The organism is Rhizobium sp. Nf11,1, assembly GCF_050587665.1.
Taxonomy (GTDB): domain Bacteria; phylum Pseudomonadota; class Alphaproteobacteria; order Rhizobiales; family Rhizobiaceae; genus Rhizobium.
The window spans coordinates 69,484-85,120 of sequence record NZ_JBOBHU010000015.1 but is presented as its reverse complement, the minus strand read 5'-3'; the positions used below and the strand labels follow the sequence as shown (position 1 = coordinate 85,120).

The window sequence follows — 15,637 nt, the reverse complement described above, 5'->3', positions numbered from 1 at the left end:
AGGATTTGAATTTTGGCCAGCCGGCCGGCCCGTCTAGACTAAGCTTTACGGGATAGGAACCAGCGGATCTCCGTCTTCTCGGCCAGATCGAAATCGATCTCGATCTGGTCAGAGCCGCAGATGCCGGAACTGTCGGCGAAGAAGATGTCCTCGGAAATCAGCACTTCGTTGCCGGGCGCGGTAAATAGCCAGCTCTCGCCATCCGGCGCCGTCAGCAGCACGGATTCTCTATCGCTCTGGTGCAGAACGATGGACGGATGAACATGAAAACGGGCGACGGCCTTCAGGGCCTCGTCACTTTCATATCCTTCACGCCGTATGAGCCGGTCGTGGCCTGTCACTATCGAACCTGCGGCATTGAGCGTCAGCTCGCGCTCATGCAGCACGCCGAATATCCTGAGATAACCGTCATGGCTGAGCTTGATGCTGTCGCGCCCATCCTCCGTTTCCAGACGTTCGACCGTCACGGTTTTCACCGGCTCGGTGATCGCGTGATCGAGGAAAGGCGAGTGTGAAAAACGGCTGGATGAGGTGTCGTTGAGGATGACGGTCGAATGGGCCGCGGTCGTGCGCGCCATCTGCACATAGCGGTGCCCGGCAAATTTCGGCGAGCCGGAATTGACGATGAAGCGATGACGGCCGGACGACATTTCGAAGGAGAGGCTGCCGGCATGCGCGGTGCGCAATGCGCCGCCCGAGGGCGGCGTGCCGGTATCGGCGATGATGACGGTCTTGCCACCGGAAAGCCGCTGATAGCGCGACTGCGGCAAAGCCTTGAACGGCTGGCCGGCGGTCTCGTCATATCTGAGCACCGACATCAGCTCATTGGCGAGCGTCGAGGTTGCGCCGTTGAAAAGCGCCAGATCCCCATCCTGATGCCGAAAGAACCGCAAAGCCGGATACATACGGTCGATGCCTGAGATCAGCTTCTGCGGCAGATCATGGCCGAGATTGACGTAAGTCTGCCGCAGCGGCAGCAGGTCGAGCAGCAGTTCCAGGCCGATGCGCGGGTTGCGCGAGATGTGGCCGCCATCCGGCAGAATCTGGCTATCGAACTGACGGTCGAGCGCCTGCGCCGCTCTCCGAAGCGTGGAGGCGCGAGCCGGCATGGCGACGGAGGCCATGGCGAGCGCGATGCGCAGCCGGAACAGCTCCAGGCCTCCGAGCGTATAGGGTGCCATACGATGCAGGAACCTGACCTGGAAAGCCAGCGACTTCATGAACCGGCGATAAAAGCCACGATCGGCGTTCTGCAGCACAACAGGCGAATGCGACAGCCAGGCGATGACGCGTTGGGCGGTGACGTCGGTCTCCCAGGCAATTCCTTCCATACGGCCGGCATGGATGGAAAGCCAGCTGTCGACGATGGCGCGGGCAGCCGCCGCGCTGCGTTCCGTCTTGTGCGCCCGCATGTGCCGCAGCCAGCCGAAGCTGTGCAAGCGGGTCGCAAAGGGCCGCGAGGGCAGGGTAAAGGTGAAGGGCGATTTGCCGTTCGTTTCCAGCATGCGCCCGGCCAGAAGGAAACGTCCGTTGAGAATTTCGTCGGCCACATGCGAATCGATGCCGCGAAGATCGGTCGGGGCGACGATCAGGCGCTCGGGTGGTTTGATCGAATGGCGAATGAGCTTCAGGCGCAGCAACGCGACGCGGCGCAAGGCGCGCCGCCAAGCTTCCCGAACATACATGCTCGCAAAACGCCGACCGGACTGCATATTCTATTGTCTATTGACCCTCGTGGTTAAGAATAGGTGAAAAGCAGCCGATTTCATCGTCCACAATGAATTAATTCGTGACAACGTTCGAATATGCGAAAATTAGTGCATGTCATTCGAGGACATTCCGGCGGTTTTGCAAAGAATGACAGACGCGCTGCGAGGATGTAGTGACGGGGATTCGGACGACGTGTGTGGGTTTCAGTCAGGTCGTTCGCCGCAGCACGGCCGCGTAAAAGCCGTCGAGCCCGGAGGCAATGCCCTCCGGCATTTTCAGCATGGTCGGAAGCGTGCGGAATTCGCCGAGCGGCGTGATCGCCGCTTCGAGGCCGGGCCAGTCGCCCGCGCTGATCGGCACGCGCTCGATCGCCTGCGTATCGGCAAGAATGCGGGCGACGACCTCCTCGCCCTCGGCTGGATCGAGCGAGCAGTTCGAAAACACCAGCGTACCGCCGGGCTTCAGCAAGGTCAGCGCATGACGCAGCAGCCGCTCCTGCAGCGCCGCCAGCCTCGCGATATCATCCGGCCCCTTGGTCCACAGCACGTCGGGGTGCCGGCGCGTCGTGCCGGTGGAAGAGCAGGGGGCGTCGAGCAGGATCGCATCGAAGCCCTCCGTCGGCTTGAATGTCGTCAGGTCTGTCGCAACCGTTTCTGCCTTCAGGCCAAGCCGATCGAGGTTCGATCGCAGCCGTTTTAGCCGGCTTTCCGACTGATCGAGTGCGGTCACCGCACCGCCGGCAAGGATAAGCTGCGCTGTCTTGCCGCCGGGCGCAGCACAAAGATCGGCGACACGTTTGCCCGAGAGATCGCCGAAAAGCCTGGCCGGGATGCTTGCCGCCGAATCCTGCACCCACCACGCACCGTCGTCGAAGCCCTCGAGTGAAGGAATTCCGCCGTCGAAGGCAGCAAGCCGCACGCCGCCCGTCGGCAGGGCAACGCCGTTCAGCCTTTTCGCCCAGGCTTCGGCGTCGGATTTGACGGTCAAATCGATCGCCGCAGGCTCGAGCTGCGATTGCGAGATCGCCAGCGCCGCGTCGCGGCCATAGGCCTTTTCCAGCCGTGTGAGGAACCAGCCCGGCATCGGCGGCACCTTCGCGATCTCCTCCAGCACCTCGTCCTTTTCACGGCCGAGCCGGCGCAACACCGCGTTGACCAGCTTCGCAAAGCGGCGATTACGCGGATCCTGGTTGGCCTGCTCGACGGCAAGATCGACGGCCGAATGATCCGGCACGTCGAGATAGAGGATCTGAGCAGCCGCGATTGCCAGAACATGATGCAAGGCGCGCGCGCCCTCCGGCAGCGGCGATTCCAGCAGCGAAGCAATTGCGGCATCGATGCGCGGCAGATGGCGCAGCGTCGTATTCAGAATGGCGCGGACAAGGGCGCGATCGCTCTCGCCAAGCGCCTTATAGGCCGGATTGCCATGTTCATGGTCGAGAGCGCCATCGAGCGGCAGCTTGCGGTCGACGACGGCGGCAAGAATCTTTGCTGCCGTCGCCCGGGCCTGCAGGCCCGGCTTGGTTGGCGCCGATCGGTCAGCGAAAGGTTTCTGTTTGCGGAATGGCTTTTTCGTGCCGTCTGAATTCAAGACCACGGACCTTTTGGCGGTTGCAAACCACCGCGACCCGTATTCGGAACAGAGCGCGATTTGCGCGACGGATTAGCAGCACGCACCGGTCCCGTCGAGATAGTCATGCCGCTTTGCGCCATCTCCTGCAGCGCGGCAATACGGTTTTCCGTGTTCGGGTGCGTGGAAAACAGATTGTCCATGCGTTCGCCGGAAAGCGGATTGATGATGAACATATGCGCCGTCGCCGGATTGCGCTCGGCATCCCCATTCGGCACATGGGCCGCGCCGCGGGCGATCTTTCCAAGTGCGGAAGCGAGCCAGAGCGGATTGCCGCAGATTTCGGCGCCGCGGCGATCGGCCGAATATTCACGCGTGCGGCTGATCGCCATCTGCACCAGCATGGCGGCGAGCGGTGCGACGATCATGGCGACGAGGACGCCGATGAAACCGAGTGGATTATTGTTGTTGTCGCGGTTGCCGCCGAAGAAGAAGGCGAAGTTGCCGAGCATCGAGATCGCGCCGGCAAGCGTTGCCGTGATCGTCATGGTCAGCGTGTCGCGGTTCTGGATATGGGCGAGCTCATGCGCCATCACGCCTGCGACCTCCTCGGGAGACAAGGCAGCAAGCAAGCCGGTCGAGGCGGCAACGGCGGCATTTTCGGGATTGCGGCCGGTGGCGAAGGCATTCGGTTGCGGGCTGTCGTAGAGATAGACCTTCGGCATCGGCAGGCCGGCATTACGGGCGAGATCGCGCACGATCGCAAAGAATTCCGGTGCGTTCCGTTCATCGATCTCCTGCGCGCGATAAGCCGCAAGCACCATGCGGTCGGAGTTCCAATAGGAGAAAAAATTCATGCCGGCGGCAATGAGAAAGGCGATCATCATGCCGCCCCGACCGCCGATCAGAAAGCCGACAAACATGAAAAGCGCCGTCATGAAGGCAAGCAACATGGCAGTGCGAACGAGGTTCATTGCGAATCTCCAACTCCGATTTCGGCGTCGCAAGCTTTCAATCCCGGCGACCGCGCATTATGATTTGGTTATCCACCCGCCATTTTCAATATTTCCGGCAGGAGAAGGCCATGCAGGAAGCCGATAACGACAATAGCCAAACGCCGACGGCCGAGGGATCGGAGCCGCCGCGCAAGGTGCTGTCCCCGGCGGCCCAACGTGCGCTTGCCGAGGCTGAAGAACGACGGAAGAACCGGAAGCCGTTGGAGCTGGCACCTGAGATCGGCGGCCGCGGCGGCGCCGAGCCTGCGCGCTTCGGCGATTACGAGATCAACGGCCGGGCGATCGATTTTTAAGATCGGGCCTGAATCCCGGCCTCGTGCAGGCCGTCCAAATTCGCCAGCCAAGTAAAGTGAGCCGCCCCGGGACTCGGATGGAGCGGCTCTTTATATCAGGCGGTCGCCTTGTTCTGCCGGTTGGCGATCAGATCGTCGACGACGGCGGGATCGGCAAGCGTCGAAGTGTCGCCGAGGGCACCGAAATCGTCCTCGGCGATCTTGCGCAGGATGCGGCGCATGATCTTGCCGGAGCGGGTCTTCGGCAGGCCGGGCGCGAACTGGATCTTGTCAGGCGCGGCGATCGGGCCGATTTCGGCGCGCACATGTTTCACCAGTTCCTGGCGAAGCGTGTCCGAACCATCGTGACCGGCCATCAGCGTCACATAGCAATAGATGCCCTGGCCCTTGATCGCATGGGGATAGCCGACGACCGCCGCTTCCGAAACCAGATTGTGCGAGACGAGGGCGGACTCAACCTCCGCCGTTCCGAGCCGGTGGCCGGAGACGTTGAGCACGTCATCGACGCGGCCGGTGATCCAATAATAGCCGTCCACATCGCGCCGGCAGCCGTCGCCGGTGAAGTACTTGCCCTTGTAGGTGGAGAAATAAGTCTGGATGAAGCGGTCATGGTCGCCATAGACCGTGCGCATCTGGCCCGGCCAGCTGTCGGCGATGCAGAGATTGCCATCGGCGGGGCCTTCCAGCACCTTCCCCTCATTGTCGACCAACTGCGGCTTGACGCCGAAGAACGGCGTCGTCGCCGAACCCGGCTTCAGGTCGGTCGCGCCCGGCAGCGGCGTGATCATGTGGCCGCCGGTTTCCGTCTGCCACCAGGTATCGATCACCGGGCAGCGCTTGTCGCCGACGACATTGTAATACCATTCCCAGGCTTCCGGATTGATCGGTTCGCCGACCGTGCCGAGCAGGCGCAGCGAAGAGCGGGAGGAGCGCGTGACGAATTCGTCGCCGGCGCCCATCAGCGAGCGGATCGCCGTCGGCGCCGTGTAGAAGATGTTGACCTTATGCTTGTCGATCACTTCCCAGAAACGGCCCTGATCCGGGAAATTCGGCACGCCCTCGAACATCAGCGTGGTCGCGCAGTTGGCGAGCGGCCCATAGACGATATAGGAGTGACCGGTGACCCAGCCGACATCGGCCGTGCACCAGTAGACATCGCCGTGATGATAGTCGAAGACATATTCATGCGTCATCGATGCATAGACGAGGTAACCGCCGGTCGTGTGCAGCACGCCCTTCGGCTTGCCGGTCGAACCTGAGGTGTAGAGGATGAACAGCGGATCTTCCGCCTTCATCTTCACCGGCGGGCATTCCGGCTTCACCGTAGCGATCTCCTGGTGATACCAGAGGTCGCGGCCGGGCGCCCAGCCGGTCTTGCCGCCGGTGCGGCGCACGACCAGCACCTTGCTGACGGTGACGTGCTGGCGGGCGGCGATATGGATCGCCGTATCGGTATTGTCCTTCAACGGTACCGGCTTGCCGCCGCGCACGCCTTCGTCGCAGGTGATGACGAAGGTGGATTCGCAATCGACGATGCGCCCTGCCAGCGCCTCTGGCGAGAAGCCGCCGAAGACGACGGAATGCACCGCGCCGATGCGGGCGCAGGCGAGCATCGCATAGGCTGCTTCGGGGATCATCGGCATGTAGATGGTGACGCGATCGCCCTTCTTGACACCATGCTTCTTCAACACATTCGCTGTCCGGCAAACATGCTCGTAGAGTTCGTTATAGGTGACCTTCTTGTCGATATAGGGATTGTCCCCTTCCCAGATGATCGCCACCTGGTCGCCATTCGTCTTCAAATGGCGGTCGATACAATTGTAGGAGACGTTCGTCTGGCCGTCTTCGAACCATTTGATCGAGACCTTGCCGGTGAAGGAGGTGTTCTTGACCTTGGTATAAGGTTTGAACCAGTCGATCCGCTTGCCGTGCTTGCCCCAGAACTTGTCTGGATTTTCGATGCTTTCCTCGTACCATTTCAGGTACTTATCCTTATCGATCAGGGCGCGCGCCTTCACCGGCTTCGTGACCGGATAGATCTTCTCCGACATGGTACTCCTCCTCATGGGACATGCGACGGACCGCGAGCTATCTGGGCCCGAACTTCAAATCACGGCGATTCATAGCAGTTCGCATCGCCACGGCAATTAGACAAAGGTCATTTGATTTCGGAAGAATTGCAATTCTGCGACAGTCCGGTTATATAGCGCCATATTTCCCGGACATTGTGGTGACAATCCACGGACCGCGACCGGCGCGGACGATAGAAGGACTATATCCATGGCTCAAACATTGCTCATGCCGAAGGCGACTGCCATCTGGCTTGTCGACAACACGGCGCTGTCTTTCGATCAGATCGCGCAGTTCTGCAAACTGCACCCGCTCGAAGTCAAAGCCATCGCCGACGGCGAAGCCGCGCAGGGCATCAAGGGTCTCGACCCGATCTCGACGGGACAGCTTTCCCGCGATGAGATTGCTCGTGCCGAAGCCAACCCGAACCACAAGCTGAAGCTTTCCGAACCGAAGGTGCGCGTGCCGGAATCCAAGCGCCGCGGCCCGCGTTACACGCCGGTCTCCAAGCGTCAAGACCGCCCGAACGCCATTCTCTGGCTCGTCCGCAACCATCCGGAGCTGAAGGACGCGCAGATTTCGCGCCTCGTCGGCACGACGAAATCGACGATCGAGCAGATCCGCGAGCGCACCCACTGGAACTCCGCCAACCTGGCGCCGATGGATCCGGTCACGCTCGGCCTCTGCAGCCAGATCGACCTCGACATGGAAGTGGAAAAGGCCGCCAAGGGTCGTCCCCTGCCGACCGCCGCCGAGCTGGGCGCAACGCTGCAATCGGCGCAGGAGACCGAGCGCCTGACCCCGAGCTACGAGCGCGAAGAGGAAAAGGAAATCGACGCCGACGCCGTTTTCCGCAAGCTGAGCTCGCTGCGCTCGGCCCCGAAGGACGAAGACGAGGACGAGCAGTACTGAGACATCAGCCTTCTCATGCAAAAACCCCGCCGAAAAGGCGGGGTTTTTCATTGGCGTTGCTGTAGAGCATCTCACACAAGGCCGAGCAATATGCTGACCTTCCGGCAGCCTTCCCGCTGATTTCACATCGGCAGGGAGCCAAAACCACGCTTTCGCAGTGCCTCTGCGATCTCTTCCAGTATCGCCGGATCATCGATGGTTGCCGGCATTTTCCAGGGTATGCCGTCAGCGATCTTCTGCATGGTTCCGCGCAGGATTTTGCCGGAGCGCGTTTTCGGCAATCGGTTAACGGTGATGGCCGTTTTGAAGGCCGCGACTGGGCCGATCGACTGGCGGATCATCGCCACGACCTCCGATTCGATCGCCGGCGTTTCACGGGAAACATCGCGTTTCAGCACCAGGAAACCACAGGGAACCTGACCCTTCACCGCATCGGTCACACCGATGACCGCGCACTCGGCGACATCGGGATGGCGCGCGCAGACCTCCTCCATCGCCCCGGTGGAAAGCCGGTGACCAGCGCAATTGATGATGTCATCAGTGCGCGACATGACGAAAAGATAACCGTCCTCGTCGACACAGCCGGCATCGGCGGTCTTGTAGTAGCCAGGAAATTCATCGAGGTAAGCCGACCGGAAGCGATCGTCGGCCTTCCAGAGGGTCGGCAGGCAACCCGGCGGCAAGGGCAGCTTTATGACGATATTGCCGAGCGTTCCCGCCTCGACCGGGTGACCGGCATCGTCGAGCACCGCGATGTCATAACCGGGCATCGGCAATGTCGGTGAGCCATGCTTGACGGGGAGGGCGCCAAGACCAAGCGGATTGGCGGCGATCGGCCAGCCGGTCTCCGTCTGCCACCAGTGATCGATGACCGGCACGCCGAACATGCGCTCCGCCCATTTCAGCGTTTCAGGGTCCGCCCTCTCGCCGGCCAGAAACAGCGCCCGGAAATCCGGCATCGGATATTTGCGCAGCAGTTCGCCCGCACCATCCTCCCGCCGGATGGCGCGGAATGCGGTCGGCGCCGTGAAAAGCACACGCACCTTGTATTCCGAGACGATCCGCCAGAAGACGCCGGCATCCGGGGTGCCGACCGGCTTTCCCTCATAGATCAGCGTGGTCACGCCCGCGATCAGCGGGGCATAGACGATATAGGAATGGCCGACGACCCAGCCGATATCGGACGCCGTCCAAAACACCTCGCCCGGCTTCAGGCCGTAGACATTCCGCATCGACCAGTTAAGCGCGACCATATGGCCGCCATTGTCGCGGACTACGCCCTTCGGTTGGCCCGTGGTGCCCGAGGTGTAGAGGATATAGAGCGGATCGGTCGCCTTGACGGGAACACAGGCCACCTCTGCGCTGCGATGGGCCGCCACCGCCGCCTCGAAATCCTGGTCGCGGCCACCGGCGAGCTCTGCCGGAAGCTGCGGCCGCTGCAACACCAGGCAGCGCTCCGGCTTCATCCGCGCAAGCTCGATGGCTTGATCGACCAGCGGCTTATAGGCGATGACGCGACCGGGCTCGAGGCCGCAGCTTGCGGTGATCACCAGCTTGGCGCCGCTGTCGTCGATGCGCGCGGCAAGTTCGCTGGCGGCAAAGCCGCCGAAAACGACGGAATGAACCGCACCGATGCGAGCGCAGGCAAGCATGGAAAACACCGCCTCCGGCACCATCGGCATATAAAGGATCACGCGGTCGCCTTTGCCGATGCCGATCTCGAGCAGTGTTGCTGCGATCGCCTTCACCTCACCAAGCGCCTCATCATAGGTGAAACGGCGCTTCTCGCCGGTCATGGCGCTGTCGAAGAGGATCGCCGACTCGCCACCGCGTCCAGCCGCGACATGTCGATCCAGGCAATTGTGGCAAGTATTGGTCTCTGCCCCTGAAAACCACCGGCCATAGACGCCATTATCGGGTGAAAAGATCCGCTCCGGAGGCTTGAACCAGTCGATATCGGCGGCGGCTTCGCTCCAGAAGCCTTCGGGATCCTTTTTCCAGGCCGCATAGACCTGATGATAGCCGTTTTGCATCTGCTCCTCCCCAGGACATGCAAGCCTCGATATCAATCTAGGCCGGGCCGAGGAGGACGGAAAGCCCGACGAAAGCAGGTATCAGCGCGCGCCGAAAATCGCCGATCCGACGCGCACACTGGTGGCGCCGAAAGCAATCGCCGTCTCGTAATCACCCGACATGCCCATGGAAAGTTTTTCGACGCTGCATTTGGCGGCGAGCTTTGCCAGCAGCGCGAAATGCGGCCCGGGATTTTCCTCAGCCGGCGGGATGCACATCAACCCCTCGATGGACAGGCCGAGTTGATCGCGGCAGAGGGCGACGAAATCAGGCGTATCCTGGGGAGGGATGCCGGCCTTCTGCGGTTCCAGCCCGGTATTGACCTGGACGTAGAGCCGCGGCGTCCTGCCCTGCCGCTTCATCTCCTCGGCGAGGGCGCGGGCGATCTTTTCGCGGTCCACCGTCTCGATGACATCGAAGAGCGCCACCGCATCCGCCGCCTTATTCGATTGCAGCGGCCCGATCAGATGCAGTTCGATCTCAGGATACTCGGCCTTCAGATCGGGCCATTTGCCTTGGCTTTCCTGTACCCGGTTCTCGCCGAACACCCGCTGCCCGGCGTCGATAGCCGGACGGATCGCATGCGCCTCGAACGTCTTCGATACGGCGATGAGCTGAACGGAACCGGCCGGACGACCTGCCTGGCGTTCCGCCGCCGCGATCCGCGAGCGCACGTCGTTCAACCGCTCTTGAAGTTCCATCGTTCTGCCTCGACATATCAACGTGAAAAGAATTGGCATGAACTAGCCAGCCATTCCGTGCTTGCCAAGACCCGCACCGGCGAAATCGCTTCGGCGGCATGAAGATCGGACGCTTGCAGCGCCCGCAAAACTTGACGCTATCGTGGTTTCATGGTGAAGGTCTCGGCCAACTCCCCTGATTTTCCGGAATTTCGAATACCATGGCCACCGAACGTTATAATCCGCGCGACGCCGAGCCCCGCTGGCAGCAGAAATGGAACGAAGACAAGGTCTTCGAGACAGACAATTCGGATCCGCGCGAAAAATATTATGTCCTCGAAATGTTTCCCTATCCCTCGGGGCGCATTCATATGGGCCATGTCCGCAATTATGCCATGGGCGACGTGGTTGCCCGTTACAAGCGCGCCCGCGGTTATAACGTTCTGCATCCGATGGGCTGGGACGCCTTCGGCATGCCGGCGGAAAACGCCGCCATGGAGCGCGGTGTCCACCCCGCATCCTGGACCTACCAGAACATCGCTTCGATGAAATCGCAGCTGAAGGCGATGGGGCTGTCGCTGGATTGGAGCCGCGAATTCGCCACCTGCGACGTCGACTATTACCAGCACCAGCAGCACCTGTTCCTGGACTTCCTGGAAAAGGGCCTGGTCTACCGCAAGCAGTCGAAGGTAAACTGGGACCCGGTCGATAATACCGTTCTTGCCAACGAACAGGTGATCGACGGCCGCGGCTGGCGCTCCGGTGCGCTGGTCGAACAGCGCGAACTGACGCAATGGTTCTTCAAGATCACCGATTTCAGCCAGGACCTGCTGGACGCGCTGGATACGCTCGACCAGTGGCCGGAAAAAGTGCGCCTGATGCAAAAGAACTGGATCGGCCGTTCCGAAGGCCTGACGGTCCGCTGGGAGATCGTGCCGGAGACAGCGCCTGCCGGCGAGACCGAAATCACGGTCTATACGACACGCCCAGACACGTTGTTCGGCGCCTCCTTCCTGGCGATCTCAGCCGATCATCCGCTGGCCAAGGATGCGGCCGCGAAGAATGTTGAGATCGAAGCCTTCTGTGAGGAGTGCCGCCGCGCCGGCACCTCACTTGCCGCGCTCGAGACCGCCGAAAAGAAGGGCATGGATACCGGCATCCGCGTCAGGCATCCGCTCGATCCCTCCTGGGAACTGCCTGTCTACATCGCCAATTTCGTTTTGATGGATTACGGCACGGGTGCGATCTTCGGCTGCCCGTCGGGGGACCAGCGCGACCTCGACTTTGCCCGGAAATATGGCTTGCCGGTTGTGCCGGTCGTCATGCCGAGGGATGGTGACGCCGCAAGCTTTTCCGTCGGCGACACCGCCTATGACGGCGACGGAGTGATGATCAATTCGCGTTTCCTCGACGGCAAGACGACGGAGGAAGCCTTTAATATCGTTGCCGACCGGCTGTCGGCGGCTTCCCTCGGCAATGCGCCGCAGGGCGAGCGGAAGATCAATTTTCGCCTGCGCGACTGGGGCATTTCGCGCCAGCGCTATTGGGGCTGCCCGATCCCGGTCATCCATTGCGACGCCTGCGGCGTTGTGCCGGTGCCGAAGAAGGACCTGCCGGTCAAGCTGCCGGAGGATGTAACCTTCGACCAGCCCGGCAATCCGCTCGATCGTCATCCGACCTGGCGGCATGTCGCCTGCCCGAACTGCGGCAAGGACGCACGCCGCGAGACGGATACGATGGACACCTTCGTCGATTCAAGCTGGTATTTCACTCGCTTTACCGCGCCTTGGGAAGCCAAGCCGACCGATCCTGAGGCGGCTAATCGCTGGCTGCCGGTCGATCAATATATTGGCGGCATCGAGCACGCGATTTTGCATCTGCTTTATTCCCGTTTTTTCACCCGCGCCATGCGCGAGACCGGCCATGTCGCGGCCACCGAACCCTTCAAGGGTCTTTTTACCCAGGGCATGGTGGTCCATGAAACCTACAGCCGCGGTTCCGGCGCCGGCCGCGAGTGGGTGGCTCCCGCCGATATCCGCATCGAAGAGATCGACGGTAAACGCCGTGCCTTCTTGCTGGCGTCAGATGAAGAAATCGCCATCGGCTCGATCGAGAAGATGTCGAAATCAAAGAAGAACGTTGTCGATCCGGACGATATTATCGCCTCCTATGGCGCCGATACCGCGCGTTTCTTCGTTCTCTCCGACTCCCCGCCGGAGCGTGACGTCATCTGGTCGGAAGCCGGCGTCGAAGGTGCCCATCGTTTCACTCAGCGCCTATGGCGGCTGATTTCCGAAGCGGCCGGCGGCCTGTCGACCGTTGCCCCCGCACCGGCAAGCGAAGGGGAGGCTCTGGCAATCTCGCAGGCGGCGCACAAGACGCTGAAGGCCGTTCAGAACGACTACGACAAGCTGTGGTTCAACAAGGCCGTAGCCCGCATCTACGAGCTCGTCAATGCCCTCGCCGCGCCGCTGACGCGGGTTGCGGCGGGTGAAGGCGACATCGCCTATCGTGCCGCCGTGCGTGACGCTGCCGAGATCCTGATCCAGCTCGTCGCACCGATGACACCACATCTTGCCGAGGAGTGCTGGGCTACGCTCGGCAATGCCGGGCTGCTCGCCCGCACGGACTGGCCGCGTTACGTGGAAGCTCTGGTCATGGAGAATGACGTCGTTCTGCCCGTGCAGGTCAACGGCAAGAAGCGCGCCGAATTGACAATTTCTCGCGATGCAGATCAGAATGCCGTCACCAACGCCGTGCTGGAACTGGATGCGGTGAAGAACGTGCTGAACGGTCAGGCGCCGAAGAAGATCATCGTGGTTCCCCAAAGGATTGTGAACATTGTCGTCTGATATCATCCGCAATGCCGGCATCGCCATGATCCTTGCCGCCTCGGCATTTCTTTCGGCCTGCCAGGTTCGGCCGCTTTATTCCGAGAGTTCCGGCGTCGTCGAAAAGTTGTCCTCGGTCGGCTTTTCGGATGCATCAGGCCGCGTCGAACAGCAGGTGCGCAATCGCCTGATCTTCTTGGCATCGCGCGGCGCCGGCGAAGCGACAAATCCACAATATCACGTCCAAATGCGCGCTACTTCGAGCGTCGCCGATACGCTGCTGCGTCAATCCGGCGATACATCGCGCGCCGGTCGTGTCACCGTCACCGTTACCTATACGCTGAGTGCTATTGCCGACGGACACGTGATCAAGGCAGGTAGCCGACAAGCGACTGCTCTGGTGGATTTCTCCGAGCAGGAGTTTGCCAAGCAAAGGGCGATCCGCGATGCCGAAAACCGCGCGGCGGATCAGGCGGCAGAATTCGTAGGAGCCGATCTCGCCGCTGCCCTCAGCCGCTGAGGGCCGGGGAGGTGGCCGAAATCAAGTCCCATGAATTCGAGACTTTCCTGCAGAAATCGGCGGGGAACTACCGGATTTTCGTCATTTACGGGCCGGATCGGGGTCTGGTTTCCGAACGGGCCGGCCAGATCGCCGGCAAGACCGGCGTCGCGCTCGACGATCCTTTCTCCCTAACCAAACTCGATATCGGGGATCTGCAGAAGGATCCCGGACGCTTGGTTGACGAGGCTCAGTCTATCGGGTTGTTCGGCGGCGAGAAACTCATCTGGATCCGCGGTGCAGCCAACGAAAAATACCTCGTCGATTCCCTGGCGGTGCTGGCCGAAAAACCGCTCGAAGCCGCCTACCTGATCGTCGAGGCCGGCGATCTGAAAAAAGGATCCCTGCTTCGCAAGACCGCGGAAGCCGCACGATCCGTCATGACGATCCCCTCCTACGCCGACGACAGCCGCGCTCTGAACGGCTTGATCGATGCTGAACTCGGCGCGCAGAAGCTTGGCATTACCCCGGCGGCCCGTCAGGCGCTGATCTCACTGATCGGCGGTGATCGCATCGCTTCCCGTAACGAAGTGCGCAAGCTCGCCCTCTATTGCAGCGGACTCAATACGGTTGAGGAACATCACGTTGCCGAAATAATTGGCGACGCCAGCGCGATCTCCGTCGATGACGCCGTCGATGCCATCCTCAGCGGTGACCTCAACGGTTTCCTGCATGCCATGCAAAAGATCAGCAGTTCAAAAACAGCTATATTTCTGGTGCTGCAGGCCTGCCTGAAGCAATTCCAGCTTCTGGACATGATGCGCGCCGAAATGGAAGAAAAAAGGGTGCAGGCGCCTCAGGTCATGCAGACGATGGGTCGGCATCTGCATTTTCGCCGCAAGCCGATCATCGAGCAGGCGCTCCGCCACTGGTCGGCGGACAGCATCGCGCGTGAATCCAATCGCCTGCAGGCAGCGATCCTCCAGAGCCGGCGACGGCAGGTGCTGGAAGACAGCGTTGCGATGCAAACACTTCTCTCCACCACTCTACAATCCGGCCGCAAATCCGGCTGATCATCGCCTTTCCAGCAGGCGGCAGATTTCCTCGAGCTGTTCCAGCGACTTATACGATATTTTGATCTGGCCGCCGCCGTTCTTGTGATTGATTGAAACATCAAGACCGAGGGCATCGGAAAGCGTGCGCTCCAGCGCCAGCGTATCGGAATCCTTCTGATCGCGACGCAAGGCCGGCTGTTGCGGCTCCGATTGCGCCTTGATATTGTTCTGCGCCAACTTCTCGGCATCACGCACCGACATGCCCTTGGCGACGATGGTGCGGGCAAGGCTTGCCGGATCGGGCGTCGAAACAAGTGCGCGTGCATGGCCGGCGGAAAGACTGCCGGCGGCAAGAAGATCGCGAACCGGATCGGGCAATTTCAGCAAACGCAGCGAGTTGGCGACATGACTGCGGCTTTTACCGATGATCTCGCCAAGATCATTTTGCGTGTAGCCATATTCGGCGATCAGCTGCTCATAGCCTAACGCCTCTTCGAGAGGATTGAGATCCGCTCGCTGCACGTTTTCGACGATCGCAATCTCAAGGGCGGTCTTGTCGTCAACGTCACGAATAATGACCGGGATTTCGATCAGGCCAGCGAGTTGAGCCGCCCGCCAGCGCCGCTCCCCGGCGATGATTTCATATCTGTCTTGTGACATCGTCCGCACCACAATCGGCTGAACGATACCGTGCTGACGGATGGAACTCGCAAGATCGTGCAGTTCGGTGTCATCGAAGAAACGGCGCGGATTGCGCGGGTTACGGCTGACGAATTCGATCGGAATCAGTCGGTCGGCGCTGACAGTGCGTTCAGCTTCAACCGGAACAGGCTGATCCATTTCACCAATCAATGCTGCAAGGCCGCGACCCAGTCGTCTTTTCGATACATCGTCATTCATAATCTACACTCACTTACACCCCGGAAATG

The 15,637-nt window shown here is 61.0% G+C and carries 12 protein-coding genes; 5 read left to right on the top strand and 7 right to left on the bottom strand.

Features of this window, described 5'->3' with window-relative positions; all coding sequences use genetic code 11:
* Positions 1-38: 38 nt before the first annotated feature.
* The 3 genes from ACQ7C1_RS21570 to htpX all read right to left on the bottom strand — a co-directional run bounded on the left by ACQ7C1_RS21570 (position 39) and on the right by htpX (position 4,253).
* Entirely contained in the window at positions 39-1,712 is a 1,674-nt protein-coding gene (locus ACQ7C1_RS21570) for a heparinase II/III family protein (RefSeq protein ID WP_430959718.1), read from the bottom strand.
* A 205-nt stretch (positions 1,713-1,917) separates the two neighbouring features.
* A complete protein-coding gene (locus ACQ7C1_RS21565) occupies positions 1,918-3,306 on the bottom strand; it encodes an RsmB/NOP family class I SAM-dependent RNA methyltransferase (protein ID WP_430959717.1) in 1,389 nt (462 codons plus the stop codon).
* Positions 3,297-4,253, bottom strand: coding sequence for a zinc metalloprotease HtpX (gene htpX / locus ACQ7C1_RS21560; protein WP_430959716.1), 957 nt, complete (start codon positions 4,251-4,253; stop codon positions 3,297-3,299). Before htpX ends, ACQ7C1_RS21565 begins: the two co-directional genes overlap by 10 nt.
* 110 nt (positions 4,254-4,363) lie before the next feature.
* Between htpX and ACQ7C1_RS21555 the strand changes: the two genes are divergently transcribed.
* A complete protein-coding gene (locus tag ACQ7C1_RS21555) occupies positions 4,364-4,588 on the top strand; it encodes a DUF1674 domain-containing protein (protein WP_430959715.1) in 225 nt (74 codons plus the stop codon).
* Between the two features lie 95 nt (positions 4,589-4,683).
* On the opposite strand, the gene acs is transcribed toward ACQ7C1_RS21555, so the two are convergent.
* A complete protein-coding gene (gene acs, locus ACQ7C1_RS21550) occupies positions 4,684-6,639 on the bottom strand; it encodes an acetate--CoA ligase (RefSeq protein ID WP_430959714.1) in 1,956 nt (651 codons plus the stop codon).
* 229 nt (positions 6,640-6,868) lie between these two features.
* On the opposite strand from acs, the gene ACQ7C1_RS21545 reads away from it, so the two are divergent.
* Positions 6,869-7,570, top strand: a complete 702-nt coding sequence (locus ACQ7C1_RS21545) for a DUF1013 domain-containing protein (protein WP_097601297.1) — start codon at positions 6,869-6,871, stop codon at positions 7,568-7,570.
* 122 nt (positions 7,571-7,692) lie between these two features.
* On the opposite strand, the gene ACQ7C1_RS21540 is transcribed toward ACQ7C1_RS21545, so the two are convergent.
* Both ACQ7C1_RS21540 and ACQ7C1_RS21535 read right to left on the bottom strand, forming a co-directional pair.
* Positions 7,693-9,603 (bottom strand): propionyl-CoA synthetase, encoded by a 1,911-nt coding sequence (locus ACQ7C1_RS21540; protein WP_430959713.1) that lies wholly within the window; start codon positions 9,601-9,603, stop codon positions 7,693-7,695.
* 81 nt (positions 9,604-9,684) lie between these two features.
* Positions 9,685-10,344, bottom strand: a complete 660-nt coding sequence (locus ACQ7C1_RS21535) for a YggS family pyridoxal phosphate-dependent enzyme (protein ID WP_430959712.1) — start codon at positions 10,342-10,344, stop codon at positions 9,685-9,687.
* Positions 10,345-10,544: 200 nt separating this feature from the next.
* On the opposite strand from ACQ7C1_RS21535, the gene leuS reads away from it, so the two are divergent.
* The 3 genes from leuS to holA are packed head-to-tail and all read left to right on the top strand — an operon-like array spanning position 10,545 to position 14,726.
* Positions 10,545-13,175 carry a leucine--tRNA ligase gene (leuS, locus tag ACQ7C1_RS21530; protein ID WP_430959711.1) on the top strand — a complete coding sequence of 877 codons (2,631 nt, stop codon included), beginning with the start codon at positions 10,545-10,547 and terminating at the stop codon, positions 13,173-13,175.
* Complete coding sequence (lptE, locus tag ACQ7C1_RS21525; RefSeq protein WP_085779899.1) at positions 13,165-13,674, top strand: LPS assembly lipoprotein LptE; 510 nt, start codon at positions 13,165-13,167, stop codon at positions 13,672-13,674. Before leuS ends, lptE begins: the two co-directional genes overlap by 11 nt.
* 11 nt (positions 13,675-13,685) lie before the next feature.
* Positions 13,686-14,726 carry a DNA polymerase III subunit delta gene (holA, locus tag ACQ7C1_RS21520; protein WP_430959710.1) on the top strand — a complete coding sequence of 347 codons (1,041 nt, stop codon included), beginning with the start codon at positions 13,686-13,688 and terminating at the stop codon, positions 14,724-14,726.
* Here the strand turns inward: holA and ACQ7C1_RS21515 are convergent, their stop codons facing one another.
* Positions 14,727-15,608: a ParB/RepB/Spo0J family partition protein gene (locus ACQ7C1_RS21515; RefSeq protein ID WP_430959709.1), complete on the bottom strand. Its 882-nt coding sequence runs from the start codon at positions 15,606-15,608 to the stop codon at positions 14,727-14,729.
* Between the last annotated feature and the right edge of the window lie 29 nt (positions 15,609-15,637).

Excerpts from the sequence above, each read along its gene's own strand:
- ACQ7C1_RS21540 (WP_430959713.1), bottom strand. The coding sequence starts at position 9,603 with ATGCAAAACGGCTATCATCAGGTCTATGCGGCCTGGAAAAAGGATCCC.
- ACQ7C1_RS21570 (WP_430959718.1), bottom strand. The coding sequence starts at position 1,712 with ATGCAGTCCGGTCGGCGTTTTGCGAGCATGTATGTTCGGGAAGCTTGG.
- ACQ7C1_RS21545 (WP_097601297.1), top strand. The coding sequence starts at position 6,869 with ATGGCTCAAACATTGCTCATGCCGAAGGCGACTGCCATCTGGCTTGTC.
- leuS (WP_430959711.1), top strand. The coding sequence starts at position 10,545 with ATGGCCACCGAACGTTATAATCCGCGCGACGCCGAGCCCCGCTGGCAG.
- acs (WP_430959714.1), bottom strand. The coding sequence starts at position 6,639 with ATGTCGGAGAAGATCTATCCGGTCACGAAGCCGGTGAAGGCGCGCGCC.
- ACQ7C1_RS21535 (WP_430959712.1), bottom strand. The coding sequence starts at position 10,344 with ATGGAACTTCAAGAGCGGTTGAACGACGTGCGCTCGCGGATCGCGGCG.
- htpX (WP_430959716.1), bottom strand. The coding sequence starts at position 4,253 with ATGAACCTCGTTCGCACTGCCATGTTGCTTGCCTTCATGACGGCGCTT.
- ACQ7C1_RS21515 (WP_430959709.1), bottom strand. The coding sequence starts at position 15,608 with ATGAATGACGATGTATCGAAAAGACGACTGGGTCGCGGCCTTGCAGCA.
- ACQ7C1_RS21555 (WP_430959715.1), top strand. The coding sequence starts at position 4,364 with ATGCAGGAAGCCGATAACGACAATAGCCAAACGCCGACGGCCGAGGGA.